Genomic DNA, 24905 nt, shown 5'->3' with positions numbered 1-24905 from the left:
TCAGGCGTCCTTTCCGGTCATCCCGGCCATCATCATGCCCAGCTCGCGCTCATCGGTCGCTTCGGGATCGCGCTCGCCCATGATCTTGCCGTCGAACATCACGAGGATGCGGTCGGACAGGCTCATGATCTCGTCCAGCTCGACCGAGACCAGAAGCACCGCCTTGCCGGCATCGCGCAGGCCGACGATCTGCTTGTGGATGAACTCGATGGCGCCGATATCGACGCCGCGGGTCGGTTGACCGATCAGCAGCAGGTCGGGGTTGCGCTCGATCTCGCGGGCCACGACGATCTTTTGCTGGTTGCCACCCGAGAAGCTTTTGGCCGCAAGCGTCGGGATCGGCGGGCGCACGTCGAAGGTCGCCATCTTCTTCTCGGTATCGGCCTTCAACGCGGCGTTATCCATGAATAGCGCGTTCTTCTGGTATTCCGGCGCGTTGTGATAGCCGAAGGCCACATTTTCCCAGGCGGCGAAATCCATGATCAGGCCAAGCGCCTGACGGTCCTCGGGGACATGGGCGATGCCGGCGGCGCGGCGGGTCTGGCCATTGGCCTTGTGGCCCTTCAAGGGCAGGTCCGCGCCGTTCATCGAGATGCGCCCGGTGGCCGGGGCCACCCCGCCCAGGGCTTCAAGCAGTTCGGACTGGCCGTTGCCGGCAACCCCGGCGATGCCGAGGATCTCGCCGGCGCGGATCGTCAGGCTGACGCCTTTCAGCCGCTCCACCCCATCCGTGCGCACCACGAGGTTTTCAACCTCCAGCACGACGCGGCCCGGGGTGCTGGGCTTTTTCTCGACCTCCAGCAAGACCTTGCGGCCCACCATCAGTTCGGCCAGCGCCTCGGGCCGGGTTTCGGCGGTCTTGACGGTGGCCACCATGGTGCCGCGCCGCATGACGGAAACGTTGTCCGTCGTCTCCATGATCTCGCGCAGCTTGTGGGTGATCAGGATCACCGTCTTGCCCTGATCGCGCAACCCGCGCAGGATGCGGAACAGGTGGTCGGCCTCTTCGGGCGTCAGAACCCCGGTCGGCTCGTCGAGGATCAGGATATCGGCCTGGCGGTAGAGGGCCTTCAGGATTTCCACCCGCTGCTGATGCCCGACGCTGAGGTCTTCGATCAAAGCATCGGGATGCACGTCCAGGTCATATTCGCGGCTCAAGGCCTCCAGCTCGGCGCGGGCGCGCGTCAGCGAGGATTTGAGCAGGGCGCCATCCTCGGCCCCCAGAATGACGTTTTCCAGCACGGTGAAATTCTGCACCAGCTTGAAATGTTGAAACACCATGCCGATGCCGGCGCGGATGGCGCTCTGGCTGTCGGGGATGGGGGTGAGGCTGCCGTTGATGAAGATCTCACCGGCATCGGCTTTGTAAAAGCCGTAGAGGATCGACATCAGCGTCGATTTCCCGGCGCCGTTTTCGCCGATGATGCCGTGGATCGTGCCGCGCGGGACGGCAATGTTGATGTCGCGGTTGGCCTGCACCGGGCCAAAGGCCTTGGATATGCCCTTGAGTTCAATCGCATAGGGCGAAGAAGGGGCGGCAGTTGCCTGCCGCCCCCCGCCCAAACCGCCGTGGATTTGAGCCGTCTCCGTCATCAGAACTGACCAGCCGGGCAGGAATTGTCCGACATGTAGTCATGCACCTTCAACTCGCCCGATTTGATCTTGGCGGCGGCGGCTTCAACAGCGGCCTTCATTTCCGGCGTCACCAGCTTGGCGTTGTTGTCGTCCATCGCGACATCGACGCCACCGGCGGCGAGGTCCATGGTCTTCAGGCCCGGCTTGATGTCGACGCCTTCCTTGAAGGCGTCATGCACGGCATTGTCGACCCGCTTGACCATCGAGGTCAGGACCTGGCCGGGGTGCATGTAGTTCTGGTTGCTGTCGACGCCGATCGACAGGATGCCCATGTCTGCGGCGGCCTGCAACACGCCCACGCCCGTGCCGCCCGCAGCGGCATAGATCACGTCGGCCTTCTGGCTTTGCTGCGACTTGGCAATCTCGGCGCCCTTGACCGGGTTGTTCCAGGCCGAACCATCGGTGCCGGTCATGTTCAGGATCACGGTGTCATTGGCATTGACCGACTTCACACCCTGCGCATAGCCGCAGCCAAAGCGGCGGATCAGCGGGATGTCCATGCCGCCGATGAAGCCCACGACCCCGGTTTTCGAAGCCATGCCGGCCATGACGCCGGCCAGGTAGGAGCCTTGCTCTTCGGTGAAGACCACCGATTCGACGTTGGGCTGTTCGACCACCATGTCGATGATGACGAACTTGGTGTTGGGATAGTCGGGGGCAACCGTGTTCAGCACGTCGCCAAAGGCGAAACCGGTCATCACGATCGGGTTGGCGCCGGCTTCGGCCAGCTGACGGAGCGCTTGTTCGCGCTGCGCCTCGTTCTGCATTTCCAGCTCTTTGTAGGTGCCACCGGATTCCTTGGCCCAACGCTCCGCCCCGTTGAAGGCCGCTTCGTTGAAGCTTTTGTCGTTCTTGCCGCCCACGTCATAGATGATGGCAGGCTCGGCCAACGCGGCCACGGTGCTCAGCGCCACAAGGGCCGTGGCCCCGGCCAGGCGTTTCATCAGGGTCATGTCAATCTCCCGGTTGTCAAAATTGTGCAGCCCTGTCCGTGGCCTGTCCAAGTCGAAGTCAGACTCAGGGGCCAGTCGCGGGCATTCGTGGGTGATTTAGGGCGGAGCGCGCGCGGGCGGTCAACAGGAATCTCTCTGCGCCCGGATTGATTTTTGATCATACGATCAAGAAGCGTGCAGCCCCAGAGGCAGGTTCAAAGCCGGCGGACCATCAAAATCGCGTCGATCACCTGACCCGCGCCCCGGTAATAGCCCTTCCGGCGGCCGGTCGCTTCAAATCCCGCCGCGGCATAGACCTTGCGGGCGGGGGCGTTGGTCTCGGCCACTTCCAGAAAGGCGCTTTCGGCGCCACGACGGCGCGCCTCGTCCAGAAAAGCTGCGACCAGCGCACGGCCCTGGCCCCGACCCTGCGCCTTCGGCGCGACAGCCACGGTCATCAACTCGGCCTCGCCCGCCACGACCTGGCCCAAAAGGAAGCCATCGGGCTGGGTCAGGACAAAGCAATAGGGGCTGGCGAGGGTCGCTGTGATCTCTGCCTCGGACCAGGGGGCGGGCAGGGTGAAGCTTTCGGCGTGGAGCCGCGCCATCTCAGCCGGGGTCACGGCAGGATCACCGGTGGCGGGTCCGAAGGCGGGGCGGCATCGGCCCCGCGCAGGTAGAAGGGGGCCGGGCGCGGCGCGCCTTCCGCCGGTTTGGCCGCGGCACAGGCGGCGATCGCCGCGACAAAGGCTGCGGTGTCGAGATTGCCGAGGCGCAGGACCGCGCCTTCCAGGTTGTCGGCGGCGGCGGCGTCAATCATCTGCGGCGCGCCGGCGGGAAAGAATTGCGCGTAAAACTGGCCGCGCGGCGCCCCGATCAGCGCCCAGCCGGTGAAATCCGGGCCCCCGGCAAAGGCCAGAGCCTCAAATCCGGTGACCCCAATCGCCGGCACCCGCAGGCCAAGCGCCAGACCCCGCACCAGGGACACCGCGATCCGGATGCCGGTGAAATTGCCGGGCCCCAGACCCACGGCAAGCCGGGTGACATCGGCCAGGCTTTTCCCCTCAGCGGCCAGAAGCTCTTCGGCCAAGGGCAGCAGACGTTCAGCCTGACCCTTTTCCATCGCTTCGACCCGCTGGACGATCCTTGCCTCGGCCCCGAATACCAAAGCGGCGGCGCAATGCGCCGCCGATGTGTCAAAGGCCAGAACGAGAGGTTCAGGCGGCAACCGGGCGCACCTCGGTCACTTCGGGGATATAGTGGCGCAGCAGGTTCTCGATCCCCATCTTCAGCGTCAGGGTCGAAGACGGGCACCCGGCGCAGGCGCCCTTCATGTGCAGATAGACGACGCCGCGGTCAAAGCCGTGGAAGGTGATGTCGCCACCATCCTGCGCCACGGCGGGCCGTACGCGGGTGTCCAGCAATTCCTTGATCTGGCTCACGATATCGCCATCCGGGCCGTCATGGGCGACATGGGCCGCGGCCTGCTCGCCCTCGATCACCGGCGCGCCGGACTGGTAGTGCTCCATGATCGCGCCCAGGATCGCCGGCTTGACATGCTGCCAATCGACGCCATCCGCCTTGGTGACTGTCACGAAATCGGTGCCGAAAAAGACGCCGGTGACGCCTTTGACCGCAAAGATCCGCCGGGCCAGCGGCGATTTGCCGGCGCTGTCTTCCGAAGGGAAGTCAGCGCTGCCCATCTCCAGCACGGCAAGGCCGGGCAGGAATTTCAGCGTCGCCGGGTTCGGCGTGGATTCGGTCTGGATGAACATGGCAGAACTCCCGAGTATTCCTGTCGGATATGCGCCTCGCGGGCCGCCAAGTCAAGGTTGGAACGATTCCAAACTGCGGTCAGGCGGCGAAATAGCCGTACATCTGGTCCAGTGCGGCAAGAGCCGGGCGCGGCTGGGTCACAGGGGCTTTGCTGGGCTTTTCGGCTTCGGCGGTGAAATAGGCCAGGCCGGGGACATCGGCGACGGGCGACTTGCGTTGCTTTTGGTCAGACATGATATTTCCTTTGCAGCTAACCTCCCTGCTGCCCATATGCGCCTTATGCCGCGCCGCAGAAAGGCCGTATGCCGCAAGTGCGACATGCCGAGATTGCATGGCTTCGCCCCTTACGCCGGGTGCTGGCCCCGGATCTGACGCAGCGCCCACCAGACGATCAGCCGATGCGCCGGAGCGACGGGGATCATGTAGGCGCGGCCAAAGGCGTTGTGGGGGCGCACCGAAGCGGTGATGCCGACGCGGCGGTCTTCGGCGGTGATGGCGATCATCACATCCAGATGAATGTCGCGCGCCGTCAGCGCCAGCAGCCGGTCGGAGGCCGCTTCGACCAGAAAGAAATCGAGATGGTCGCCAGGACGGACCTGCCCGACCCATGTCCCGCTGAATCCTCCGATCCGCGCCACGCCGAAGCGAGCCGAGATGGCATCGCGCAGCCAAAAGGCCAGACCGATGCCGGGGAAGGGCCGCGCCATCACGCGGCGCCAGGCCTCCAGCGCAGTGATCGGCCCGGGCAGCTCCACGCTCCGGCTGTGCAGAAAGCCCAGCGTGTCCCGCGGCCCGATCAGGCGTGCTTCGGGCGGCAAGATCATGTGATGGCTTCCAGCCGTTCCTTGCTCATGTCGCCGGGCACGATGGTCATCGGCACCGGCAGGGTGCCCGAACTGCGGGTCATATGGGTGACCAGCGGGCCCGGCCCGGACTTCTCAGAACTCGCGCCCAGCACCAGAACGCCGATCTCGCCATCCTCGCGCACCTGCGCCAGGATCTCGGCCACCGGGTCGCCCTCGCGGATCACCAGTTCCGGGTTGACCCCCTGGCGGTCGCGCATCCATTTGGCGAAGACCTCGAAATGCGCCTCGATCCGCTCGCGCGCTTCGGCGCGCATCAGATCGGCCACCCCCATCCAGTGCTGAAACTCTTCCGGCGGGATGATCGACAGGATCTGCACCCCCCCGCCGGTGTGCGAGGCCCGCATCGCGGCAAAGCGCATCGCGTTCAGGCATTCCCGCGTATCATCCAGCACGACCAGAAACTTGCGCATGGCAGCACTCCTTCGCCGCCCTTATCACCCAAGGCGGGCCAGCATGACAAGCCTCCCCACAGCGCGGCCCCCCGCACCCCCCGTTCATTGGTCCATAAATATCCCGGGGGTGCGGGGGCTGGCCCCCGCTTCCCGCCGGCGGCAGGCCCGCGCCGTTACAGCCGGGTGCCGGCGGCCCAGTCCATGTACAGCGCCCTCGCCCGTTCGGTCATCGGGCGGTGAGGGTACAAAGTGCCGTCAAACTCGGCCACCGCGGTCACCTTGGCGAAATTGCCCGACAGGAAGATCTCGTCGGCGCGGTGGGCGTCTTCAAAGGTCAGCACGGTTTCGACCACCTCGACCCCATCGGCGCGCAGGTTTGTGATGTGGCGGGCGCGGGTGATGCCTGACAGGAAGGTGCCATTGGCGATGGGGGTGAAGACCACGCCGTCACGGACGAGGAAGATGTTCGCCGTCGCACTTTCGGCGAGGTTGCCAAGCGCATCGGCCACCAGCGCATTGCCGAAGCCCTTGGCCTTGGCCTCGGCCAGCATGCGGGCGTTGTTGGGGTACAGGCAGCCCGCCTTGGCGTTGCAGACATTGTCCTCCAGCACCGGGCGGCGAAAGCGGGTGCGAGTCAGGGTGGTGGCAAAGCTCGCCGGCGGCATCGCGATTTCTTCCAGCGCGATGGCAAAGCCGGTGGCCCCCGGTTCCGGCGACACGCCCAGATCCGAGCCGTGCAGCGCCCAGTACATCGGGCGGATATAGACCCCGCGGCCCGGTGCGAAATCGGACAGGCCTTCGCGGATGATGGCGATCATGTCCTCGGCCGTGCAGGTCGGCGTGATCATCAGCGCCTCGGCCGAGCGGTTGACCCTCGCGCAATGCTTGTCGAGGTCCGGCACCAGCCCGTCAAACCGCCGCGCCCCGTCAAACACCGAAGAGCCCTGCCAGATCCCGTGGTCCGAGGCCCTCATCACGGCCAGATCGCCCTCATGCCAGCGCCCCTCGAAGAAGGTTCGGGTGGCGCCCTTGTGTGTGGTGATGGTCATCTCATCCTCCCCGAGGTTTGGCGCAGATTAAGCAGGCATATCACCGCAAGGGAAGCACTGACCGTCGCAAGAAAGCGGAACCTCGCCGGTTTGGCGGCGGCGAGGAAAAAAGCGCGCCCCTGGCCGGGGAAGGTCCAGGGGCGCAACCCGGGGAAAATGGCGCCCAGCTGCGGGGACAGTCGCGGGCACCCGGGAGAGAGGCGATTGCCTTCTGCCCCCGACCATGGCGGGGATTTGAATCGATTCCGTGACGCGTGTCCGAAAGGCTGTGGATAACTTCGCGCGGCATTGAAACGGATTGGAGTTTGGTTCGTCAGGGTCGCCGTATTACGTTTCGCAAGCGTCGTTTAAGCCCGCGGGTCAACACTTTGGATATTGCATGGCCTATCGCAACGGCAACGGATGCAAGCGCACTGAACAGCGTCGCGAAGAATGTCAGAATCCGGTGCGACCAGCGCAAAGTCGCCCTCAGGAGGCGTGACTTGCCAAGTATCTCGCCATCGGCGACCACCTCCTTGCCAAGTGCTTCTGAGGCATTTGCGAACTTGCGTGCCTCTATTGGGTTATCGATTTGCTTGAGAAAATGGAGTGCAGTGGTGGTGTCGGTGGCCTTGCGAATACGATTCAGATCCATAGCGGTGTCGGTCACTTTGACGAAGCGTTCGACACGGATCACGCCTCCCAGATCGCTTGGCCAACGAACATGCACAAGGCGTTCCCAATCAACGCCGGTTTTCGCGGCGTCCTCGGCTGCCACGATCAGCCACTTCGGAAGGCGTCCCATGCCTTTGGCGATCTTGAGAATCCCAGCGCCTATTTGCAAAGTCTCGGATGCCCCTCCCGTGGCCACAACCGCAGCCGTAGCCCCCAGACCAACCACCGAAAGCGACAGGCTGACCAGGTCCACATCGTCGCCCATGACGTAGTGCTTGGCCTCGGCCCCAATGCCCATGACATCACCGACTGGCGACAACTGAACCGGGGCGGCGCAGACCATCGCCTGTTTCAGGCTGCAAGTTGAGGTGTCTAAGGCGCATGCGGCGCAAGATATCGTTTGGGCGTACCAGCCATTGTCGGAGTCGCGAAGTGTGGCGAAGCGGGCTTCCAGATCCGGCGCCAGCGCGATGTTCCGGCGCAAGGCAAGGTCGTGGAGTGAATCTAGAATGAACCAGTCCCGGGGTGTCTGCTCCAGCCGCGTTGAAATGCGTGTCGCAACGGTCTGGGACGTGGCGGCAGCGGTCAGATCCGTTTCGACCCGCGCGCGAATCTCGGACGCCGTAGCTGCGATCACCGGCTGCCAAGAGGGATCAACCCAAATATTGTGCAACGTCCAGACAAGCCCGACGACTGTCAGCAACGTGAAGGCGCGCAACAGCCATCGGGCAGTCCACTGGATCATCTGGGACGCGAGCGGATCATGCCCACGATGTCATAGACCTGCTCCAGAATCGGGCGGGCGATGGCATCGGCACGGACGGCGCCTTCGCCCAAGATGCGGTCGATCTCGGCCGGGTCTTGCATCAGGCGGTTCATCTCGGTGGTGATCGGCTCCAGCTTGGCCACCGCCAGATCGGCCAGCGCCGGTTTGAAGGTGCCAAACTGGGCGCCGGCAAAATCGTGGATCACCTGCGCCGGGGTATGGCCGGACAGGGCCGCATAGATGTTGACCAGGTTCTTCGCCTCGGGCCGGTCCTTCAGCCCGTCGAGATGGTCGGGCAGGGGGTCCATGTCGGTCTTGGCCTTGCGGATCTTCTTGGCGATCGTGTCGGCGGTATCGGTCAGGTTGATCCGGCTCTGGTCGGAGGGGTCGGATTTCGACATTTTCGCCGTACCATCGCGCAGCGACATGACGCGGGTCGCAGCGCCTTCGATCACCGGCTCGACGACGGGGAAGAAGTTCACGCCATAGTCGTTGTTGAACTTGATCGCGATGTCGCGGCAGAGTTCCAGATGCTGCTTCTGATCCTCGCCCACCGGGACATGGGTCGCCTTGTAAGCCAGAATGTCGGCGGCCATCAGCGAGGGATAGGCGAAAAGGCCAAGCGAGACATTCTCGGAATTCTTGCCCGCCTTGTCCTTGAACTGGGTCATCCGGCTCATCCAGCCCATCCGCGCGATGCAGTTGAAGATCCAGCCCAGTTCGGCATGGGCGCTGACCTGGCTCTGGTTGAACAGGATCGAGCGGGACGGGTCGATGCCCGCCGCGATGAAGCCCGCCGCCGCCTCGCGTGTCTGGTGGCGCAGGCGGACAGGGTCTTGCCAGACGGTGATCGCATGCATGTCGACGAGGCAATAGACCGTCTCGATCCCCTCGTCCTGCTTTTCCACAAAGCGTTTCAGCGCGCCAAGGTAATTGCCCAGCGTCAGCCCGCCCGAGGGCTGGATGCCCGAGAAAATCCGGGTCGGAAAGGCGGCAGGCGTGGTCTGAGGCGTTTGGACCGGCTCGGACATCGGGAACTCCATCTGGATAAATGCGACGCTTCGCCTTATCCCTGCGCGCTATGGGCGTCAATGAAAGCCCCGGAGAGAAGCAGATGAGCGATCTGAACGAAGCGCCCCTGAACCCTTTGCCCGCCATCGTCTGGGTGCTGGCCCTGCCGATGATCGCGATGGAGCTGGTGGTCAATGCCGGTACTGCGGGCATCGTCGGCGGCCCGGCCGCCATCGGCTGGCGGTCGCAGGCGATTGAACAGTTCGGCTTTTCGCCCGGCTACCTGCGCCAGATGATCACCCTGCAGCAATACCCGCTGGACGGTCTCTACCGGCCCTTCACCTATCCCTTCGTCCACGACGATGTGACCCAGGCGATGTTCGTCGTCGTCCTCTTGCTCGCGCTTGGCAAGTTCGTGGGCGAGACCTTCCGCTGGTGGGCGGTGCTGGTGGTGTTCTTTGGCGCTTCACTGGCGGCGGCGCTGGCCTATACCGCCATTCCCTACACCCAGGCCGGGCTGATCGGAGGCTATCCGCCGGTCTATGGCCTGATCGGGGCCTTCACCTATATCAAATGGCTGCAGGCGCCGCTTCTGGGTACGTCGCGGATCAGTGCCTTCCGGCTGATCGGCTTTCTTCTGGGGGTGCGGATCCTGTTCGGCGTGGTGGCGCTGGTCTCTGCCGGGGTGACCTCGGGCCTCGGCTGGAACTGGATTGCTGAGCTGGCTGCCTTTGCCACCGGCTTTGCCCTGTCCTTCGCGGTCAGCCCCGGCGGGTGGAGCAAGCTTCTGCTGCGGGTCCGGGCGCGCTGAGGCTTACACCGCCTTGCGGCTGCGGCGCAGGGCGGTGAAATCCGACAGGCGGAAGGCGCCGATCAGCGTGCCGCTGCCGAAATAGGCCACGATCCCCACCGCGCACAGCGCCAGAAGTGCCAGATAGCGCCAGAGGTGCAGGTGCAGCCAGGGGTCCATCACCTGCGCCGCCCCCCACAGAACCAGCCCCATGAAGGCCGAGGCCGCCACGATCCGTGGCAGGCGCTGGCGGAAGCGGGCGTCGAAATGCGCGACCTCCCCCATCTTGCGCGACCCGCGCCAAAGCTGCCAGACCATGACCCAGCCCGACAGCGTGGTGGCCCAGGCGGCGGCGGAAAAGCCAAGCCAGGGCATCAGGCCAATCGCCATCACGGCATTGGTGATCATCGAGGCGATGGCATAGACAAAGGGGCTGCGGGTGTCCTCGCGGGCGTAAAACAGCGGCTGCAGGATCTTGTGCAGCACGAAGGCCGGCAGGCCCGCACCATAAATCGCCAGAACCAGCGCCGTCGCTTGCGTATCCTGCGCCGAGAAGGCGCCGCGTTCATAAAGGACCGCGCACAGCGGCACGGCGATGACGACCAGCGCCACGGCGGCGGGCAGGGTCAGGGCCAGGGCAAACTCCGCCCCGCGGTTGAGCGAGGCCCGCCCGCCCTCGTCATCCCGCGCGCGCAGGCGGCGCGACAGGTCGGGCAAAAGCACGGTGCCGATGGCGATGCCCACCACGCCCAACGGCAACTGGTACAGCCGGTCGGCATAGGTCAGCCAGGCCACGGCGCCCTCGGTATAGGAGGCGACCTGACGGCCCACCAGCATGTTGATCTGCACCACGCCGCCCGACAGCACCGCCGGCCCCGCGATCAGGGCCAGCCGGCGCAGGTCCGGTGTCCAGCGCGGCAGACCGAGTGTGAAACTGTAGCCGATCTGATGCGCCGAGAACCAGGTGAAGGCCAGCTGCGCCACCCCCGTCACCGGTACCGTCCAGGACAGGGTCTTTCCCATGTCCCAACCCGCCCACCGCGCGAGGAACATCGCGGCGATGAAGACCAGGTTCATCAGGATCGGCACGAAGGACGCTTCGGAGAAATGGCCATGCGTGGTCAGGATCCCCGACAGCAAAGCCACCAGCGAGATGAAGAGGATATAGCTGAACGAGATCCGGCCAAATTCCACCGCCAGATCAAAGCGTTCGCCGACAAAGCCCGAGGCCATGGCCCAGACCATCCAGGGCATGGCCAAAGTGCCGATCAGCGTGACCAGCAACAGGATCGCCACCATGCCGTTCCACGCGTCGCGGGCAAAGCCGGTGGCATCCTCGCCCCCCTCCAGCTTCTTGGCGAACATCGGCACGAAGGCCATGTTGAAGGCGCCCTCGGCAAAGAAGCGGCGGAACATGTTGGGCAGTGAGAAGGCGACGAGGAAGGCCTCGGCCACCGGACCGGTGCCCAGATAGGCCGCCATCAGTACATCGCGGGCAAAGCCGGTGCCACGTGAAAGGAGCGTCCATCCTCCGACGGTGAGGATGTTTCGGACAAGCGATTGCGGTTTCATGACGTCCTTGCCTGGGCCTGATCTTTGCGTTTGGCCTCTGCGGGCCGTTATGGTTCTGTCCGGGTGCAGCCCGGCGCTACCCCTGTGCCCGTTCGGCGCCCTCGGCGATGGCCTGCCGCAGCCGCTTGTCCAGACCCTCCTGGCGTTGCTTGGCGTAAAGCTTCAGGCCGAACATGTCCTTGACGTAAAAGACATCGACGACCTGCGCCCCATAGGTCGCAATGACCGCCGAGGCGATGTAGATGTTGTTGGCCGCGAGCGTCCGGGCCAGATCGTAAAGCAGGCCGGGGCGGTCCCGGGTGTCGACCTCGATGATCGTGTAGATCTCCGACCCTTCATTGTCGAAAGTCACATGGGTTGGGAAGCGGAACTGGCGTTCACGCTTCTTCATCTTGTCGCGATCAGCCAGCGCCGTGCGCGGCCGCACCTCGCCCTTCAGGGTCTTGTCGATCATGCCGCGCAGGCGGGGCAGGCGGGTGATCTCGTAAGGGTGGCCCTCGGAATCTTGGATCCAGAAGACCGCGGTCGCATAGCCGTCCTTCGAGGTATAGGTCCGCGCATCGACGACATTGGCGCCGACCAGCGCCAGGGCCCCGGCCAGCCGCGAAAAGATGCCGGGGTGATCGACCAGTGCGAAACAGGCGCGGGTCGCATCGCGTTCCGGTTCCGGGCGCAGGTCGATGCGGATTTCGTCGTTCTTGAGGTCGAGAAGCTGGCGGGCGAAAACCTCCAGCGTGTCAGTGGTCAGGCCCTGCCAATAGGGGTCGTAATGCCGGTTGCTTTCGCGGGTGATCTGGGCCGGGGTCCAGTCGCTTAAGCGGGCCATCAGGGCAGCGCGGCTTTCGCCGACCTGCTTTTCGCGGTTGAAGCTTTCCAGCCCGCCTTCCAGCGCCTCGGTCGTCTGACCGTAAAGCTGGCGCAGCAGCATGGCCTTCCAGTTGTTCCAGGTGCCGGGGCCGACGCCGCGAATGTCGCAGACCGTCAGCACCGTCAGCAGGTCCAGGCGCTTGCGGGTCTGCACCGCCTTGGCAAAGTCGCGCACCGTGCGCGGGTCACCGATATCGCGCTTTTGCGCCATGTCCGACATCAGGAGGTGATAGCGCACCAGCCATTCGACGGTTTCGGTCTCCTCCGCCGTCAGGCCCAGCCGGGGGCAGATCCGTCGCGCCAGCTGCGCCCCGATGATCGAGTGATCCTCCGGCCTTCCCTTGCCGATGTCATGCAGCAGGATCGCCACATAAAGCACCCGGCGATTGACGCCAGATTTCAGGATGCCCGAGGCGATCGGCAGTTCCTCGATCAGCTCGCCCCGCTCGATCTGCGCGAGGCAGGAGATGCACTGGATGATATGCTCGTCCACCGTGTAATGGTGGTAGACGTTGAACTGCATCATCGCGACGATGTTTTCAAATTCGGGGATGAAGGCGGCGAGCACGCCAAGTTCGTTCATCCGCCGCAGGGCGCGTTCCGGGTTGCCGTGGTCCAAGAGCATCGACAGGAAGACCTTGGCGGCCTTGGGGTCGTCGCGCATGGCATCGTCGATCAGCGCGAGGTTGGAGGCGACAAGCCGCATCACATTGGGATGCAGTTTGTGTCCGGTCCGCAGGGATTCCTCGAAGATCCGCAGCATGTTCAACGGGTCGGAGAGAAAGCGCTTGGGGTCGGTGACGTCGATCCGCCCCAGTTCGATCCGGTAGCCCGGGCCGACCTTGCGGCGGTTGAGAAAGCCGATCAGCTTGGTGGTGGGCTTGACGTGGCGCGCTTCCAGCTCGGTCAGGAAGATGCGGGTCAGCTCGCCGACGCGGGTGGCGTGGCGGAAGTAATCCTGCATGAAATGTTCAACCGCCCGGCGCCCGCCGCTGTCGCGGTAGTTCATCCGCTCGGCCACCTCGACCTGCAGGTCGAAGTTCAGCTGATCGGTGGCGCGGTTGGTGATGTAATGCATGTGGCAGCGCGCAGCCCAAAGGAAGTTCTCGGCCCGGCGGAAGATGGCGAATTCCTCGGCCGTCAGCAGGCCCGCGGCCACCAACCCCTCGGCCGAGGGCACGCGGTTGAGGTATTTGCCGATCCAGTACAGGGTCTGCAGGTCGCGCAGGCCGCCCTTGGCCTCTTTGACATTGGGTTCCAGCACATAGCGCTGGCCGCCCTGACGCTTGTGGCGGGCGGCGCGTTCGACCAGTTTGGCCTCGATGAACTCGCGCCCGGTGTTGCGGAAAAGCTCGGACCAGAGCTTGTCATCCAGCTCGCGCGCCAGGGCCACGTCGCCGGTGACATGGCGATGCTCCAGCAGCGCGGTGCGGATCGTGATATCCTCGCGCCCGAGGCGGATGCAGTCCTTGATGGTGCGGCTGGAATGGCCGACCTTCAGCTTCAGGTCCCACAGGATATAAAGCAGCGTCTCGATCACGCTTTCGGCGCGGGCGGTGATCTTCCACGGGTATAGGAACAGAAGGTCCACGTCGGAATGCGGCGCCATCTCCAGCCGCCCATAGCCGCCGACCGCCAGCACCGACAGCCGTTCGGCATCGCTGGCCAGATGCAGCGGATGCAGCGCCTGCGCCGCCTCATAGGCCAGAAGGACCAGCCCGTCGGTCATCCGCGCCTGCGAGTGGATCAGCGGCAGCGCATTGCGCGGGTCCGTCGCATAGGCTTGCTGCAGCCGGTCGTTAGCGGCGGCCTTGGCCCCCGCCAGAACGGCGCCCACGGCACTGCGCGCCGCCCGCGGGTCCTCGCCGCTCGCCGCGCAGGCCGCGAAGACCAGCGGGCGCAGCGCGATGAGGTCGAGCACCTGTTCGGCCGGCAGCAAAAGCTGCTCGGGCCGCGGTTCGGCAGGCTTGGCCTGAGGTTGACCGGTCAGACGCACCTCAGAACCCGGCACCGCCGAAGGCGCGCGGGGCCGGGTCGATGATGGTGACCTGCTGGTTCACGATCTGCGCCACGGCGAGGCCGCGCTGGTTGGTGCCATTGCTGCGCAGGCGGAAGATGCCGTTCGCCCCGGCAAAGCCCGCGCCCTGGGTCAGGCCGGCGGGGTTCAGGCTGCCCGGACCGCCCTGCTTGATCAACGCCCCGATCGCGGCAATCCCGTCATAGGCCAGGCCTGCCGAGGAATGCGGCGCCGTGCCCTTGGCCGCCTGATAGCGTGCGAGGAACTGCTGCGAGGTGGCGGGGTCGGGCAGGGCGAACCAGCCGCCCTGGACCCCCGGCTGGGTCAGGTTGGCTGCCGGAATGTCCCAACGGGTCAGGCCGATATACTGCGTGCTGGCCGGGTTGACGCCGTTCTCCATCAAGAGCTGGGTCAGAAGCGGCAGGCCGCCCGCGGTGTTGGCGGTGAAGAAGATCGCGTTGGCGCCCGAGGATTTCGCCGAGGCGGCAAGTTGCGGCACCGCTTGAACGATGCCGTTCTGGCTGAACTCATAGCTGCCCACGGCGGCAATCGTGCCGCCCGCGGCGGTGACTGCGCTTTGGATCGCGGCCTTGCCGACATCGCCGGCCGCGTTCTGGTCCGAAGCGATCATGATGCGGTTCAGACCCTTGGAGACGGCGTAAGAGGCGAGGCGCGCCGCCGTCCCGTCATAGGTTGGCCCGAGGATGAAGACATTGCCCCCGGCAATCGCGGGGTTGTTGGAGAAGCTCAGCACATCGACCCCGCGCCCGGCCACGGCAGCGCCGGCCTTGTTGGTCTCCAGCGCGTAGAAGGGCCCGAGGATGATCTTGGCGCCTTCGTCCACGGCCTTGGTGGCCATGGCGGCGGCGGTGTCGGGGTTGGCGGCGGTCTGATAGACGCGCAGGTCGATCTTCACATTGCCCAGATCGGCGATCGCCATCCGGGCGGCATTCTCCAGCCCCTGGGCGATCAGGTCATCGGTGGCCTCGCCCGAGCCCGAAGGGACGAGCAGCGCGACCGCGACCGGCCCGCCGGCATAGGCCCCTGCCGAACCCGTGGCCACGGGGGCGGTGTCGCAGGCAGACAAAAGGGCAAGGCCGCAAAAACCGGCCGCCAGACGAATGAGTGTGGCACGCGTGCGTGACAGAAAGGCAACCATCGAAAACTCCTGTGACCTCAAGCCGGTGTCCGGGGCCCGGTCCGGGCGCGTTGCCCGATCTCCCCTCGCCCCTTGACCTGATGCAGAGTAAGCGGATCCTTGGATGAAGTAAACTTCGGCCGGTGACCGGTTGGAAGACACCAGCGAAAGGCGGGACTGCGATCATGGGCAATTGGACGCCAAACCCGGGCAGCGTGGCTCCCGGCCTGCATTTCGTCGCCACGCCGATCGGGGCGGCCCGCGACATCACCCTGCGCGCCTTGGATATTCTGGCCGGCGCCGACGTGCTGGCCGCCGAAGACACCCGGACCCTGCGCCACCTGATGGAGATCCACGGCGTGCCCCTGAACGGGCGGCAGGTCCTTGCCTATCACGACCACAACGGCGACCAGATGCGCCCCCGCCTGATCGAGGCGCTGAAGGCGGGCAAATCCGTGGCCTATGCCTCGGAAGCGGGCACCCCCCTCGTCGCCGACCCTGGCTTCCAGCTGGCCCGGGCCGCGATCGACGAGGGCCTGAAGGTCCTCGCCGCCCCCGGCCCCTCCGCGCTGCTCTGCGCGCTCAGCGTCTCGGGCCTGCCGACCGACCGCTTCCTTTTTGCCGGCTTTCTGCCGCCGAAATCCGCCGCCCGGAAATCCGCCCTGCGCGAACTGGCCCAGGTGCCCGGATCGCTCGTATTTTACGAATCTCCCAGGAGAATTGAGGCCTGCCTTCGTGATATGATGGAAACACTTGGGGAACATCGCCAGGCTGCGCTGTGCCGCGAGCTGACCAAACGGTTCGAAGAGGTCACGCGCGGGACTTTGGCCGAAGTGGCTGAAAGTGTGGCGGGGCGTGACCTGAAGGGCGAAATTGTGATGGTGGTGGACCGGGCCGAACCGGTCGCGGCAGATGCCGAAACCGTGGAGCAGGCGTTGAAATTGGCCTTGGAAACCCAGTCCAGCAAGGATGCTGCAACCCAGGTGGCAGAAGCTTACGGCTTGCCGCGTCGCGATGTCTATCAGCTGGCCCTGTCGCTGGAGGGGCGGAAATGAGGGCGCGCAAGCGGGCCGAATCATCCTCGGCAAACCGGGGCCTGACCTCCTTTCATGCCGGTCTTGCCGCCGAAGATCAGGTCTCGCAACTTTACGACCGATCCGGCCGCCCGGTCATCGCGCGCCGCTGGCGTGGCAGCATCGGTGAAATCGACCTGATCGCCCGCGAGGGCGACCGGGTTGTTTTCATCGAAGTGAAGAAAAGCAGCAGCCATGCCCTTGCGGCCGAACATCTGACCTGGGGGCAAAAACAACGCATCATGGCCACGGCGTCGGAATTTGTCGGCGGCGAACCGCAGGGCCAGAACACTGAAATGCGCTTCGATGTCGCCCTGGTCGACGCGATGGGGCGAATCGAAATCATCGAGAATGCTTTGGCCGCCTGATCAATTGCATCCGGCGCGCGGGTGGGTCATCAAGGGCGCCAGATCAAGGAGATGATCATGGCCCTGAAAGTTGCCCTGCAGATGGACCCGATCGGGTCCGTGAACATCAACGGAGACAGCACCTTCCGCATCGCGCTTGAAGCGCAGGCGCGGGGGCATGAGTTGTTCTTTTACACGCCCGACCGACTGGCCTTTGTCGAGGGGCGCGTCACAGCGCGCGGCTTTCCGATCACGCTGCGGCGCGAGATTGGCAATCATGTGAGCTATGGCGATGAGGTTGAGGTCGATCTCGCCGATTACGACGTGGTCTGGCTGCGCCAGGACCCGCCCTTCGACATGGGCTACATCACGACAACCCATCTACTGGACATGATCCACCCCAAGACACTTGTGGTAAACGATCCTTTCTGGGTCCGAAACTGCCCCGAGAAACTGCTTGTCTTGCAGTTTCCCGATCTTATCCCGCCCACGGCCATCGCGCGAGACCTTGCTACGATCCGTGCCTTCAAGGCGCGGCACGGCGACATCATCCTCAAGCCGCTCTACGGCAATGGCGGCGCCGGCGTCTTCCGGCTTGACCCCAGCGACCGCAACCTCTCCAGCCTGTTCGAGCTTTTCACCTCGATGAGCCGCGAACCGCTGATCGTGCAGAAGTTCCTCCCCGACGTGTCCAAGGGCGACAAGCGGATCATCCTGATTGACGGCGAACCGGTTGGCGCCATCAACCGCGTGCCCCAGGCCGGCGAGACACGCTCAAACATGCATGTCGGCGGCCGGCCGGAAAAGATCGGCCTCACCCCGCGCGATCTGGAGATTTGCGCCGCCATCGGCCCGACCCTGCGCGAAAAGGGCCAGGTTTTCGTCGGCATCGACGTGATCGGCGACTATCTGACCGAAATCAACGTGACTTCGCCCACCGGCATCCAGGAGATGGACCGGTTCGACGGCACCAATGTCTCCGCCCGGATCTGGGAGGTCATCGAGGCCAAGGTCACGGCCAAGGCCTAGTTTCAGGTCTTGCCCAGCGTCAGGCGGTAGCTGACCGCTTCGGCCACATGCGGGCGGCGCAGATCGCGGTCGCCTGCGAGGTCCGCGATGGTGCGCGCGACCCGCAGCACCCGGTGATAGCCGCGCGCCGTCAGGCCGAAACGGTCGGCCACCTTGGCCAGCAGATCGCGGCTCTCGGCATCGGGGGTGGCGATCTCTTCCAGAAGCGCGCCTTCGGCCTCGGCATTCACCCGCACTCCACTGTGGTCGCGGAACCGCGCGGTCTGCACCTGCCGCGCCGCGGCCACCCGAGTCGCCACGGCGGCCGAAGTGTCGCCCGAGGCCGGCAGGTCAAGGTCGGCATAGGCCACCGGCGGCACCTCGACCCGCAGATCGAAGCGGTCCATCAAGGGCCCCGAAATCCGGCCCAGATAATCCTCGCCACATTGCGGCACCCGGGCACAGGCCCGCGCCGGGTCGGTCATATAGCCGCATTTGCAGGGGTTTGCCGCCGCGATCAGCAAGAATCGGCAGGGGTAGCGGATATGGGCATTGGCCCTTGCCACCACGATCTCGCCAGTCTCGATTGGCTGGCGCAGGGTTTCCAGCACCGGGCGGGGAAATTCGGGCAGTTCGTCCAGAAACAGCACGCCATTATGCGCCAGACTGACCTCGCCCGGCTTGGCCCCCTTGCCGCCGCCCACGATCGCCGCCATCGAGGCGGTGTGATGCGGCTCACGAAAGGGTCGCGCCCGGTTGATGCCGCCCTCCGACAAAAGCCCCGCCAGCGAATGCACCATCGAGGTCTCCAGCGCCTCGATCGCCGACAATTGCGGCAAGATCCCCGCCATCCGCGCCGCGAGCATCGACTTGCCCGAGCCGGGCGAGCCCACCATCAGCATGTGATGCCGCCCCGCCGCCGCGATCTCCAGCGCCCGCTTGGCGCGCTCCTGCCCCTTCACGTCGCGCAAGTCACGCCCTGCGGGCGCGCTCAGGACCTCGCCCGCCTCCGCCACGGGAAGCGACTGGCGCCCGGTGAAATGCGCCACGACCTCGCTCAGCGCCTCCGCCGCCAGAACCTGTGCGGCCCCGACCCAGGCCGCCTCGGCCCCGCAGGCGCGCGGGCACAGCAGCGACTTGCCCGCCTCGGCCGCCGCCATCGCCGCCGGCAGGGCCCCCAGAACCGGCATGACCCGGCCGTCGAGCGACAATTCCCCAAGGGCGACAAAGCCTTCGATCTGTTCCTTCGGGATGATCTCGATCGCTGCCATCACCGCCAAGGCAATCGGCAGGTCAAAATGCGAGCCCTCCTTCGGCAGATCCGCCGGCGAAAGGTTCACCATGATCCGCTTGGAAGGCAGCGCAATCGCCATGGCGTTCAGCGCCGCCTTGACCCTTTCGCGCGCCTCCGACACCGCCTTGTCCGGCAGGCCCACGACCCCGAAATAGGGCATGCCCGGCGCCACCGCGCATTGCACCTCGACCAGCCGGGCATCGATCCCTTCAAAGGCCACCGTAAAGGCCCGCGCCACCATCCCCGACCTCCGTTTACTTCGGTTAACGGATAGCCGCTGATGGTTACTGAAAGGTAAACCCGCCCAAAATTCCCCCCCGGCCCCCCTTCATCCAGACGAAAATATCCCACGGGGGTGCGGGGGTGTGAAACCCCCGCTTCTGCCAGCGGGGGCCTGCGCCACCACTATTCGCGCAACAGCGCCCTGAAGGCAGGCCAGGCCTCGGGGTCGGCCACGGTCTTGTCGCGGCAAAACGCATTGCAGAAGCCGTAGCGCTGGCCGTCCAACTCCAGCACATGGGTCACCGGCTTGCCGGAATAGGGGCAGGCGGCGTTCACCGCACTGGTCCCTTCCACGGCCCGCGCCGCCAGGGGCTTCGGGCCGGGCCAGGCCCGCGTCGGCCAGTCGCGCACATAAAACGCCTGATCCGCGCCATCCACCAGCCCCATCGCCCGCCAGCGCCGGAAGGAGCCATGCGCCAGATGCGCCTGCACATAGTCCATCGCGGCGGCCGATACCGGCAGGTTGTACCCGGCGATCCGTGCCGCCACCGGCGCGTAAAAGGCGTCTGCCGCAGAATATTCCCCGGCGAGCCAGAGGCCGCCCGTGGCCTCGCGTGCCCAGGCCCAGATCACCTCCAGCCGGGCCAGATCGGCCAGAACCTCGGCGGGTGGGGCGCAGTCCTGATAGGACACCCGCAGGTTCATCGGGCAATGAGTGCGCAGGGCAGAGAAGCCGGCATGCATCTCGGCCGCCAGCACCCGGGCCACGGCGCGGGCCCTGGGGTCCTTGGGCCAGATCCCGGCCTCGGGTTCCCGGCTGGCGAGTTCCTCGGCAATCGCGATGGTCTCGGGCACCACCACCCCATCCGGCGTGCGCATGGTGGGGGCGGTCCTGCCGGGGAAGTAGTCCTTCAGCATCGTGGCCAGCTCATCGGTGTAAAGCCGGGCGCTGTGGGTCTTCACCGGAATGCCGAAGGCATCGAACAACAGCCAGCCACGCAGCGACCAGCTGGAATAGCCGCGGTCGCCGATCACAAGATCATAAGTCATCATCATCCCCTTTTGCCGCAGAGGCTAAGGCGGGCGGCATACCGTGGAAAGCGTTGATTTGTGGCGCGATCCATCACAGATCGTGATGAAACCCCGCAGGCAACTGCCCCTTCAGGACCATGGGCAAGCCCGCCATCACCCCCAGGACCAGTCCGGCGACCTGGGCGATCTGCTGGTTCAGCCGGCCCTGATGGTCGCGAAAGGCGCGGGCGAGGGCGTTCTCCGGCACGATCCCCCAGCCGACCTCGTTGGACACCACGACGACCGGTGCCGCACAACCCTGCAGCGCCGCCAGCAAAGCCGCACTTTCCGCGCCCACATCCGCTTCGGCCAGAAGCACATTGGTCAGCCACAGCGTCGCGCAGTCCAGAAGCACCACATCCGAAGCCGGCAGCCGCGCCAGAACCGCCGCCACATCGCGCGGCGCCTCATGCGTCGTCCAGTCCTGCCCGCGATCCACCTGATGCGCGCCGATCCGGGCGCGCATTTCGTCATCCCAGGCCTCTGCGGTGGCGATATAGTGCCGTTTCCGGCCGCTTCCGGTCACCAAAAGCTCGGCCAACCGCGACTTGCCCGAGCGCGCCCCGCCGACGACGAGGCTTAATTTCGGCAAAATCCAAGATTTTTGGGATCCAATCATGGTCCGGCTGCGTATCAGACTCAGACAGCGCAATCAAATGCCCCGTTTCCCCTGCGCAACCGCAGCGCCCCCGGAGGATGCCATGGCTCTCGACCACGTTTCCGACCCCAGTCTGGCCGCCGATCGCAGGCTTTCGGCCCGCGCCCGCTCCGCCGCTTTGCTGAGTGCCGAGGAGGAGACGATGCTCGCCCGCGCCTGGCGCGACAAGGCCGACAAGGCGGCGCTGGACCGCCTGATCACCTGTTACATGCGGCTCGCGATGTCGATGGCCGCCAAGTTTCGCCGCTATGGTGCCTCGATGCCGGACCTGACGCAGGAGGCGGCGATGGGCCTGATGAAAGCCGCCGAGAAGTTCGATCCCGACCGCGGCGTGCGCTTCTCGACCTATGCGATGTTCTGGATCAAGGCCCAGCTGCAGGATTATGTGATGCGCAACTGGTCGATGGTGCGGACCGGCTCGACCACGGCGCAGAAGTCGTTGTTTTTCAACCTGCGCCGGGTCGAAGCGCGCCTGTCGCGCGAGGCTGCCGGGCAGGGCTCCTCTCTTGAGGGCGAGGCCCTGCGCGCCGCCGTGGCGGTCGAACTTGGGGTCTCCTTGCAGGATGTGGCGACGATGGAGGGGCGACTGTCGGGCAGCGACGCCTCGCTCAATGCGACGCAGGCGTCGGACGAGGATGGCCGCGCCTGGATCGATAGTCTGGAGGATGACAGCGCCCAGGCGGCCGAATTGTTCGCCCAGGCGCATGACCGGGTGGTGCTGCGCCACCACCTCGCCGCGGCCCTGCAAAGCCTCTCCCCGCGTGAGCGACTGATCGTGCGCGAACGCCAGATGGTCGAAGCGCCGCGCACCCTGGAATCGCTTGGAGCCGAGCTGAACCTGTCGAAAGAGCGGATCCGCCAGCTGGAAAGCGCCGCTTTCGCCAAGCTGCGCCGCTGTCTGGAGGCGCAGGGCGCCGGACCCTCGGCCTTCCTGCTCTAGCCCGTTGCACGGGTAGCGCTTGAGTTCGCCCGCAGCGCCGCCTACCTTGGGCGCATCCAAGGGGGCATCATGCTGTCAGAGCGGCGCATTCTTCTGATCATCGGCGGCGGCATAGCGGCCTATAAATCCTTGTTGCTGATCAGGCTGTTACGCGGGGCAGGGGCGGCGGTGACCCCGGTCCTGACCAAGGCCGGGGCGGAATTTGTCACCCCGCTGTCGGTCGGCGCACTGGCCGAGGCCAAGGTGCACTCCTCCCTCTTCGATCTGACCGCCGAGGCCGAGATGGGCCATATCGAACTGTCGCGCAGCGCCGATCTGATCGTGGTGGCCCCCGCCACCGCCGATCTGATGGCGCGGATGGCGACGGGTCAGGCCGATGACCTTGCCTCGACCCTGCTTCTGGCCACCGACACCCCGGTTCTGCTGGCCCCTGCGATGAATGTGCGGATGTGGCAGCACGCCGCCACCCAGCGCAACATCGCCACCCTGCGCGCCGATGGCATCGGTTTTGTCGGCCCTGACGAGGGGATGATGGCCTGTGGCGAGTTCGGGCCGGGCCGGATGGCCGAGCCGGAGGCGATCTTTGCCGCCATCAAGGCCTCTTTCGGCGCCGGGCCTCTGACGGGGCGGCATGTGGTGGTGACCTCGGGGCCAACCCACGAACCCATTGATCCGGTGCGCTATATTGCCAATCGCAGTTCGGGTGCGCAGGGTACGGCGCTGGCTGCGGCCCTGCGCGATCTGGGGGCGACGGTGACTTTTGTGACCGGACCGGCCTCGGTTCCCCCGCCTGAAGGCGTCGCGGTGCGGCGGGTCGAAACGGCGGCGGAAATGCTGGCGGCGGTTGAGGCTTCCTTGCCCGCCGATGCGGCGGTGTTTGCGGCGGCTGTGGCCGATTGGCGGGTGGCCAATGCGGCGGCGTCGAAGATGAAAAAAGATGGCTCGGGGCAGGCGCCTGCGCTGCAATTCACTGAAAACCCTGACATTTTGGCGACTGTGTCCAAGGGCGCGCAAAGGCCCGCCCTCGTGGTGGGCTTTGCGGCCGAGACCGATGATGTGCTGGAACATGCCCGCGCCAAGCGGCTGCGCAAGGGCTGCGACTGGATCGTGGCCAACGATGTCTCGCCCGCCACCGGGATCATGGGCGGAGCCGAGAATGCCGTGACCCTGATCCGCGCCGATGGCGAGGAGGCCTGGCCCCGGATGGCCAAGGAAGAGGTGGCCCGCAGGCTGGCCCTACGGATTGCCGAGGCGCTGAAAGATGATGAGAATGAATGACTTGCCCGTGATCAAACTGCTGTGGGAGGATTGGGCCGACCAAAGCCTTCCCCTGCCGCGCTATGAGACGCCTGGCGCTGCCGGTGCCGATCTGCGCGCCAACCTGCGGCCCGAGGACCGTGCCAACGGCTTCACCCTGGACCCGATGCGCCGCGCCATCGTGCCGACCGGGATTCGCGTCGCAATTCCAGCCGGTTACGAGATGCAGATCCGTCCCCGCTCCGGCCTTGCGGTCAAGTTCGGCATCACCCTGCCCAACACGCCCGGCACCATCGACAGCGACTATCGCGGGCCTTTGGGTGTGGCGCTGGTCAACCTCGGAACCGAGCCCTTTACCATCAACCACGGCGACCGGATCGCCCAGGCGGTGATCGCCCCCGTGCTGCAGGCGCAGTACGAAGTGGTCGATATGCTTGATGAAACCGAGCGCGGCGCGGGCGGTTTCGGCTCCACGGGGCGCGGATGACGCTGGTCTTGATCCTGTGCCTGGCGCTTTGGGTGCTGGGTTGGCTGTTTGACACCAAGCCGCGCCCGCGTCTGGTGGCGATCGCGGCCTTGTGGGGGCTCTCGGGTCTGGCTTTGGCGGTCCTGCCTGCGGGGAATGGGCTGCGCCATCTTCTGGGCGGCGATCTGCGGGTCTGGACCTCGCTCAGCCTGCTCGGCGCCTGTGTGGCGGGTTATTTCTGGCTGCTCGGGCGGGTGAAGGCGCGGGCCAAACCGCCGGTTGCTCTGGCGGAGTCTGCACCGCAACCCGTTACACCAAAAGGGAAATTCTCCGAAGCGGAGCTGGACCGCTACGCCCGCCACATCATGCTGCGCGAGATCGGCGGGCCGGGACAGAAGGCCTTGAAGGCGGCCAAGGTGCTGGTGATCGGGGCGGGGGGGCTTGGCTCGCCTGCCTTGCTGTACCTCGCGGCGGCGGGGGTGGGCACGATTGGCGTCGTCGATGACGATGTGGTCGATGCGAGCAACCTGCAACGTCAGATCATCCATAAGGATCAAGGGGTTGGCATGGCCAAGGTCCAGTCGGCGGCAGAGGCCGTCACGGCGCTGAACCCCTTTGTCACCGTGTTGCCCTATCAGCGCCGCCTGACCGCGGACAACGCCGATATCCTGGCGGAGTTCGACTTGATCCTTGACGGGTCAGACAATTTCGACACCCGCTATCTGGTGAACCGCGAGGCAGCCCTTCGGCGCAAGCCCTTGATTTCCGGCGCAATCACCCAGTGGGAGGGCCAGCTTTCGCTGTTCGACCCCGCCCATGGCACGCCCTGTTACGAATGCGTCTTCGCCGACCGCCCGGCCCCCGGCATGGTGCCGACCTGTGCCGAGGCGGGGGTGGCGGCCCCCTTGCCAGGGGTCATCGGCGCCATGATGGCGATGGAGGCGGTCAAGCACATCACCGGCGCGGGGCTGACCCTGCGCGGCCGCCTGATGATCCACGACGCGCTTTATGCCGAGACGCGGGTGATCGAGATCACCCGCCGCGCCGATTGCCCGGTCTGCGGCACAAACCATTGAGAACGCCTGCTTAACAGTTGCAGAAAAC

At 65.5% G+C, this 24905-nt stretch carries 25 protein-coding genes; 8 read left to right on the top strand and 17 right to left on the bottom strand.

Annotation, left to right across the window (positions count from 1 at the left end; translation table 11 throughout):
* From AC1DVR_RS07375 to trpS, 11 genes are all read right to left on the bottom strand, one after another.
* Complete coding sequence (locus AC1DVR_RS07375; protein ID WP_477999892.1) at window positions 1-1593, bottom strand: ABC transporter ATP-binding protein; 1593 nt, start codon at window positions 1591-1593, stop codon at window positions 1-3.
* A complete protein-coding gene (locus tag AC1DVR_RS07370; protein WP_477999891.1) occupies window positions 1593-2588 on the bottom strand; it encodes a BMP family lipoprotein in 996 nt (331 codons plus the stop codon). Before AC1DVR_RS07370 ends, AC1DVR_RS07375 begins: the two co-directional genes overlap by 1 nt.
* A gap of 194 nt (window positions 2589-2782) precedes the next feature.
* Window positions 2783-3190, bottom strand: coding sequence for a ribosomal protein S18-alanine N-acetyltransferase (rimI, locus tag AC1DVR_RS07365; protein ID WP_477999890.1), 408 nt, complete (start codon window positions 3188-3190; stop codon window positions 2783-2785).
* Window positions 3187-3795 (bottom strand): tRNA (adenosine(37)-N6)-threonylcarbamoyltransferase complex dimerization subunit type 1 TsaB, encoded by a 609-nt coding sequence (gene tsaB / locus AC1DVR_RS07360; protein WP_477999889.1) that lies wholly within the window; start codon window positions 3793-3795, stop codon window positions 3187-3189. Before tsaB ends, rimI begins: the two co-directional genes overlap by 4 nt.
* Window positions 3785-4342, bottom strand: coding sequence for a NifU family protein (locus AC1DVR_RS07355; RefSeq protein WP_477999888.1), 558 nt, complete (start codon window positions 4340-4342; stop codon window positions 3785-3787). The genes tsaB and AC1DVR_RS07355 overlap by 11 nt, the downstream gene beginning before the upstream one ends.
* 79 nt (window positions 4343-4421) lie before the next feature.
* A complete protein-coding gene (locus AC1DVR_RS07350; RefSeq protein WP_477999887.1) occupies window positions 4422-4577 on the bottom strand; it encodes a hypothetical protein in 156 nt (51 codons plus the stop codon).
* 110 nt (window positions 4578-4687) lie between these two features.
* On the bottom strand, window positions 4688-5167 hold the full coding sequence (locus AC1DVR_RS07345) for a DUF2867 domain-containing protein (RefSeq protein WP_477999886.1): 480 nt from the start codon (window positions 5165-5167) through the stop codon (window positions 4688-4690).
* Window positions 5164-5619: a universal stress protein gene (locus AC1DVR_RS07340; RefSeq protein WP_477999885.1), complete on the bottom strand. Its 456-nt coding sequence runs from the start codon at window positions 5617-5619 to the stop codon at window positions 5164-5166. The genes AC1DVR_RS07345 and AC1DVR_RS07340 overlap by 4 nt, the downstream gene beginning before the upstream one ends.
* Before the next feature lie 155 nt (window positions 5620-5774).
* The gene (locus AC1DVR_RS07335; RefSeq protein WP_477999884.1) at window positions 5775-6650 is read right to left on the bottom strand and encodes a branched-chain amino acid aminotransferase; all 876 of its coding nucleotides are present in this window, start codon (window positions 6648-6650) and stop codon (window positions 5775-5777) included.
* Between the two features lie 313 nt (window positions 6651-6963).
* Complete coding sequence (locus AC1DVR_RS07330) at window positions 6964-8049, bottom strand: hypothetical protein (protein ID WP_477999883.1); 1086 nt, start codon at window positions 8047-8049, stop codon at window positions 6964-6966.
* A complete protein-coding gene (trpS, locus tag AC1DVR_RS07325) occupies window positions 8046-9101 on the bottom strand; it encodes a tryptophan--tRNA ligase (RefSeq protein WP_477999882.1) in 1056 nt (351 codons plus the stop codon). The genes AC1DVR_RS07330 and trpS overlap by 4 nt, the downstream gene beginning before the upstream one ends.
* Before the next feature lie 83 nt (window positions 9102-9184).
* Between trpS and AC1DVR_RS07320 the strand changes: the two genes are divergently transcribed.
* The gene (locus tag AC1DVR_RS07320; RefSeq protein WP_477999881.1) at window positions 9185-9892 is read left to right on the top strand and encodes a rhomboid family intramembrane serine protease; all 708 of its coding nucleotides are present in this window, start codon (window positions 9185-9187) and stop codon (window positions 9890-9892) included.
* A 3-nt stretch (window positions 9893-9895) separates the two neighbouring features.
* Here AC1DVR_RS07320 and murJ read toward each other — a convergent pair whose 3' ends face one another.
* The 3 genes from murJ to AC1DVR_RS07305 form a co-directional block, all read right to left on the bottom strand.
* On the bottom strand, window positions 9896-11443 hold the full coding sequence (gene murJ / locus AC1DVR_RS07315) for a murein biosynthesis integral membrane protein MurJ (protein WP_477999880.1): 1548 nt from the start codon (window positions 11441-11443) through the stop codon (window positions 9896-9898).
* A gap of 76 nt (window positions 11444-11519) precedes the next feature.
* Window positions 11520-14300 (bottom strand): [protein-PII] uridylyltransferase, encoded by a 2781-nt coding sequence (locus AC1DVR_RS07310; RefSeq protein WP_478000002.1) that lies wholly within the window; start codon window positions 14298-14300, stop codon window positions 11520-11522.
* A 7-nt stretch (window positions 14301-14307) separates the two neighbouring features.
* A complete protein-coding gene (locus AC1DVR_RS07305; protein ID WP_477999879.1) occupies window positions 14308-15486 on the bottom strand; it encodes a penicillin-binding protein activator in 1179 nt (392 codons plus the stop codon).
* Between the two features lie 164 nt (window positions 15487-15650).
* On the opposite strand from AC1DVR_RS07305, the gene rsmI reads away from it, so the two are divergent.
* The 3 genes from rsmI to gshB are packed head-to-tail and all read left to right on the top strand — an operon-like array spanning window position 15651 to window position 17914.
* On the top strand, window positions 15651-16520 hold the full coding sequence (gene rsmI, locus AC1DVR_RS07300) for a 16S rRNA (cytidine(1402)-2'-O)-methyltransferase (RefSeq protein WP_477999878.1): 870 nt from the start codon (window positions 15651-15653) through the stop codon (window positions 16518-16520).
* Window positions 16517-16906 carry a YraN family protein gene (locus tag AC1DVR_RS07295; protein ID WP_477999877.1) on the top strand — a complete coding sequence of 130 codons (390 nt, stop codon included), beginning with the start codon at window positions 16517-16519 and terminating at the stop codon, window positions 16904-16906. The genes rsmI and AC1DVR_RS07295 overlap by 4 nt, the downstream gene beginning before the upstream one ends.
* Window positions 16907-16963: 57 nt before the next feature.
* On the top strand, window positions 16964-17914 hold the full coding sequence (gene gshB / locus AC1DVR_RS07290) for a glutathione synthase (RefSeq protein WP_477999876.1): 951 nt from the start codon (window positions 16964-16966) through the stop codon (window positions 17912-17914).
* Between the two features lie 2 nt (window positions 17915-17916).
* On the opposite strand, the gene AC1DVR_RS07285 is transcribed toward gshB, so the two are convergent.
* The 3 genes from AC1DVR_RS07285 to cobU all read right to left on the bottom strand — a co-directional run bounded on the left by AC1DVR_RS07285 (window position 17917) and on the right by cobU (window position 21099).
* Window positions 17917-19428 (bottom strand): YifB family Mg chelatase-like AAA ATPase, encoded by a 1512-nt coding sequence (locus AC1DVR_RS07285; RefSeq protein WP_477999875.1) that lies wholly within the window; start codon window positions 19426-19428, stop codon window positions 17917-17919.
* A 164-nt stretch (window positions 19429-19592) separates the two neighbouring features.
* On the bottom strand, window positions 19593-20459 hold the full coding sequence (locus AC1DVR_RS07280; RefSeq protein WP_477999874.1) for a glutathione S-transferase: 867 nt from the start codon (window positions 20457-20459) through the stop codon (window positions 19593-19595).
* 73 nt (window positions 20460-20532) lie between these two features.
* Complete coding sequence (cobU, locus tag AC1DVR_RS07275; RefSeq protein ID WP_477999873.1) at window positions 20533-21099, bottom strand: bifunctional adenosylcobinamide kinase/adenosylcobinamide-phosphate guanylyltransferase; 567 nt, start codon at window positions 21097-21099, stop codon at window positions 20533-20535.
* 82 nt (window positions 21100-21181) lie between these two features.
* On the opposite strand from cobU, the gene AC1DVR_RS07270 reads away from it, so the two are divergent.
* The 4 genes from AC1DVR_RS07270 to AC1DVR_RS07255 all read left to right on the top strand — a co-directional run bounded on the left by AC1DVR_RS07270 (window position 21182) and on the right by AC1DVR_RS07255 (window position 24877).
* A complete protein-coding gene (locus AC1DVR_RS07270) occupies window positions 21182-22078 on the top strand; it encodes an RNA polymerase factor sigma-32 (protein WP_477999872.1) in 897 nt (298 codons plus the stop codon).
* 69 nt (window positions 22079-22147) lie between these two features.
* Window positions 22148-23356: a bifunctional phosphopantothenoylcysteine decarboxylase/phosphopantothenate--cysteine ligase CoaBC gene (coaBC, locus tag AC1DVR_RS07265; protein ID WP_477999871.1), complete on the top strand. Its 1209-nt coding sequence runs from the start codon at window positions 22148-22150 to the stop codon at window positions 23354-23356.
* On the top strand, window positions 23349-23822 hold the full coding sequence (gene dut, locus AC1DVR_RS07260; RefSeq protein ID WP_477999870.1) for a dUTP diphosphatase: 474 nt from the start codon (window positions 23349-23351) through the stop codon (window positions 23820-23822). The genes coaBC and dut overlap by 8 nt, the downstream gene beginning before the upstream one ends.
* Window positions 23819-24877, top strand: coding sequence for a HesA/MoeB/ThiF family protein (locus tag AC1DVR_RS07255; protein WP_477999869.1), 1059 nt, complete (start codon window positions 23819-23821; stop codon window positions 24875-24877). Before dut ends, AC1DVR_RS07255 begins: the two co-directional genes overlap by 4 nt.
* Window positions 24878-24905 lie beyond the last annotated feature (28 nt).

The sequence above is a fragment of the Rhodobacter sp. P2_H5 genome (genome assembly GCF_056403335.1).
This window is presented reverse-complemented; position numbering and strand designations above follow the sequence as displayed.

What these genes read in the sequence shown, in the direction of transcription:
- AC1DVR_RS07375 (WP_477999892.1), bottom strand. Translation starts at nt 1,593, where the DNA reads ATGACGGAGACGGCTCAAATCCACGGCGGTTTGGGCGGGGGGCGGCAG.
- AC1DVR_RS07370 (WP_477999891.1), bottom strand. Translation starts at nt 2,588, where the DNA reads ATGACCCTGATGAAACGCCTGGCCGGGGCCACGGCCCTTGTGGCGCTG.
- AC1DVR_RS07355 (WP_477999888.1), bottom strand. Translation starts at nt 4,342, where the DNA reads ATGTTCATCCAGACCGAATCCACGCCGAACCCGGCGACGCTGAAATTC.
- AC1DVR_RS07350 (WP_477999887.1), bottom strand. Translation starts at nt 4,577, where the DNA reads ATGTCTGACCAAAAGCAACGCAAGTCGCCCGTCGCCGATGTCCCCGGC.
- AC1DVR_RS07345 (WP_477999886.1), bottom strand. Translation starts at nt 5,167, where the DNA reads ATGATCTTGCCGCCCGAAGCACGCCTGATCGGGCCGCGGGACACGCTG.
- AC1DVR_RS07340 (WP_477999885.1), bottom strand. Translation starts at nt 5,619, where the DNA reads ATGCGCAAGTTTCTGGTCGTGCTGGATGATACGCGGGAATGCCTGAAC.
- AC1DVR_RS07335 (WP_477999884.1), bottom strand. Translation starts at nt 6,650, where the DNA reads ATGACCATCACCACACACAAGGGCGCCACCCGAACCTTCTTCGAGGGG.
- AC1DVR_RS07330 (WP_477999883.1), bottom strand. Translation starts at nt 8,049, where the DNA reads ATGATCCAGTGGACTGCCCGATGGCTGTTGCGCGCCTTCACGTTGCTG.
- trpS (WP_477999882.1), bottom strand. Translation starts at nt 9,101, where the DNA reads ATGTCCGAGCCGGTCCAAACGCCTCAGACCACGCCTGCCGCCTTTCCG.
- AC1DVR_RS07320 (WP_477999881.1), top strand. Translation starts at nt 9,185, where the DNA reads ATGAGCGATCTGAACGAAGCGCCCCTGAACCCTTTGCCCGCCATCGTC.
- murJ (WP_477999880.1), bottom strand. Translation starts at nt 11,443, where the DNA reads ATGAAACCGCAATCGCTTGTCCGAAACATCCTCACCGTCGGAGGATGG.
- AC1DVR_RS07305 (WP_477999879.1), bottom strand. Translation starts at nt 15,486, where the DNA reads ATGGTTGCCTTTCTGTCACGCACGCGTGCCACACTCATTCGTCTGGCG.
- rsmI (WP_477999878.1), top strand. Translation starts at nt 15,651, where the DNA reads ATGGGCAATTGGACGCCAAACCCGGGCAGCGTGGCTCCCGGCCTGCAT.
- AC1DVR_RS07295 (WP_477999877.1), top strand. Translation starts at nt 16,517, where the DNA reads ATGAGGGCGCGCAAGCGGGCCGAATCATCCTCGGCAAACCGGGGCCTG.
- gshB (WP_477999876.1), top strand. Translation starts at nt 16,964, where the DNA reads ATGGCCCTGAAAGTTGCCCTGCAGATGGACCCGATCGGGTCCGTGAAC.
- AC1DVR_RS07285 (WP_477999875.1), bottom strand. Translation starts at nt 19,428, where the DNA reads ATGGTGGCGCGGGCCTTTACGGTGGCCTTTGAAGGGATCGATGCCCGG.
- AC1DVR_RS07280 (WP_477999874.1), bottom strand. Translation starts at nt 20,459, where the DNA reads ATGACTTATGATCTTGTGATCGGCGACCGCGGCTATTCCAGCTGGTCG.
- cobU (WP_477999873.1), bottom strand. Translation starts at nt 21,099, where the DNA reads ATGATTGGATCCCAAAAATCTTGGATTTTGCCGAAATTAAGCCTCGTC.
- AC1DVR_RS07270 (WP_477999872.1), top strand. Translation starts at nt 21,182, where the DNA reads ATGGCTCTCGACCACGTTTCCGACCCCAGTCTGGCCGCCGATCGCAGG.
- coaBC (WP_477999871.1), top strand. Translation starts at nt 22,148, where the DNA reads ATGCTGTCAGAGCGGCGCATTCTTCTGATCATCGGCGGCGGCATAGCG.
- dut (WP_477999870.1), top strand. Translation starts at nt 23,349, where the DNA reads ATGAATGACTTGCCCGTGATCAAACTGCTGTGGGAGGATTGGGCCGAC.
- AC1DVR_RS07255 (WP_477999869.1), top strand. Translation starts at nt 23,819, where the DNA reads ATGACGCTGGTCTTGATCCTGTGCCTGGCGCTTTGGGTGCTGGGTTGG.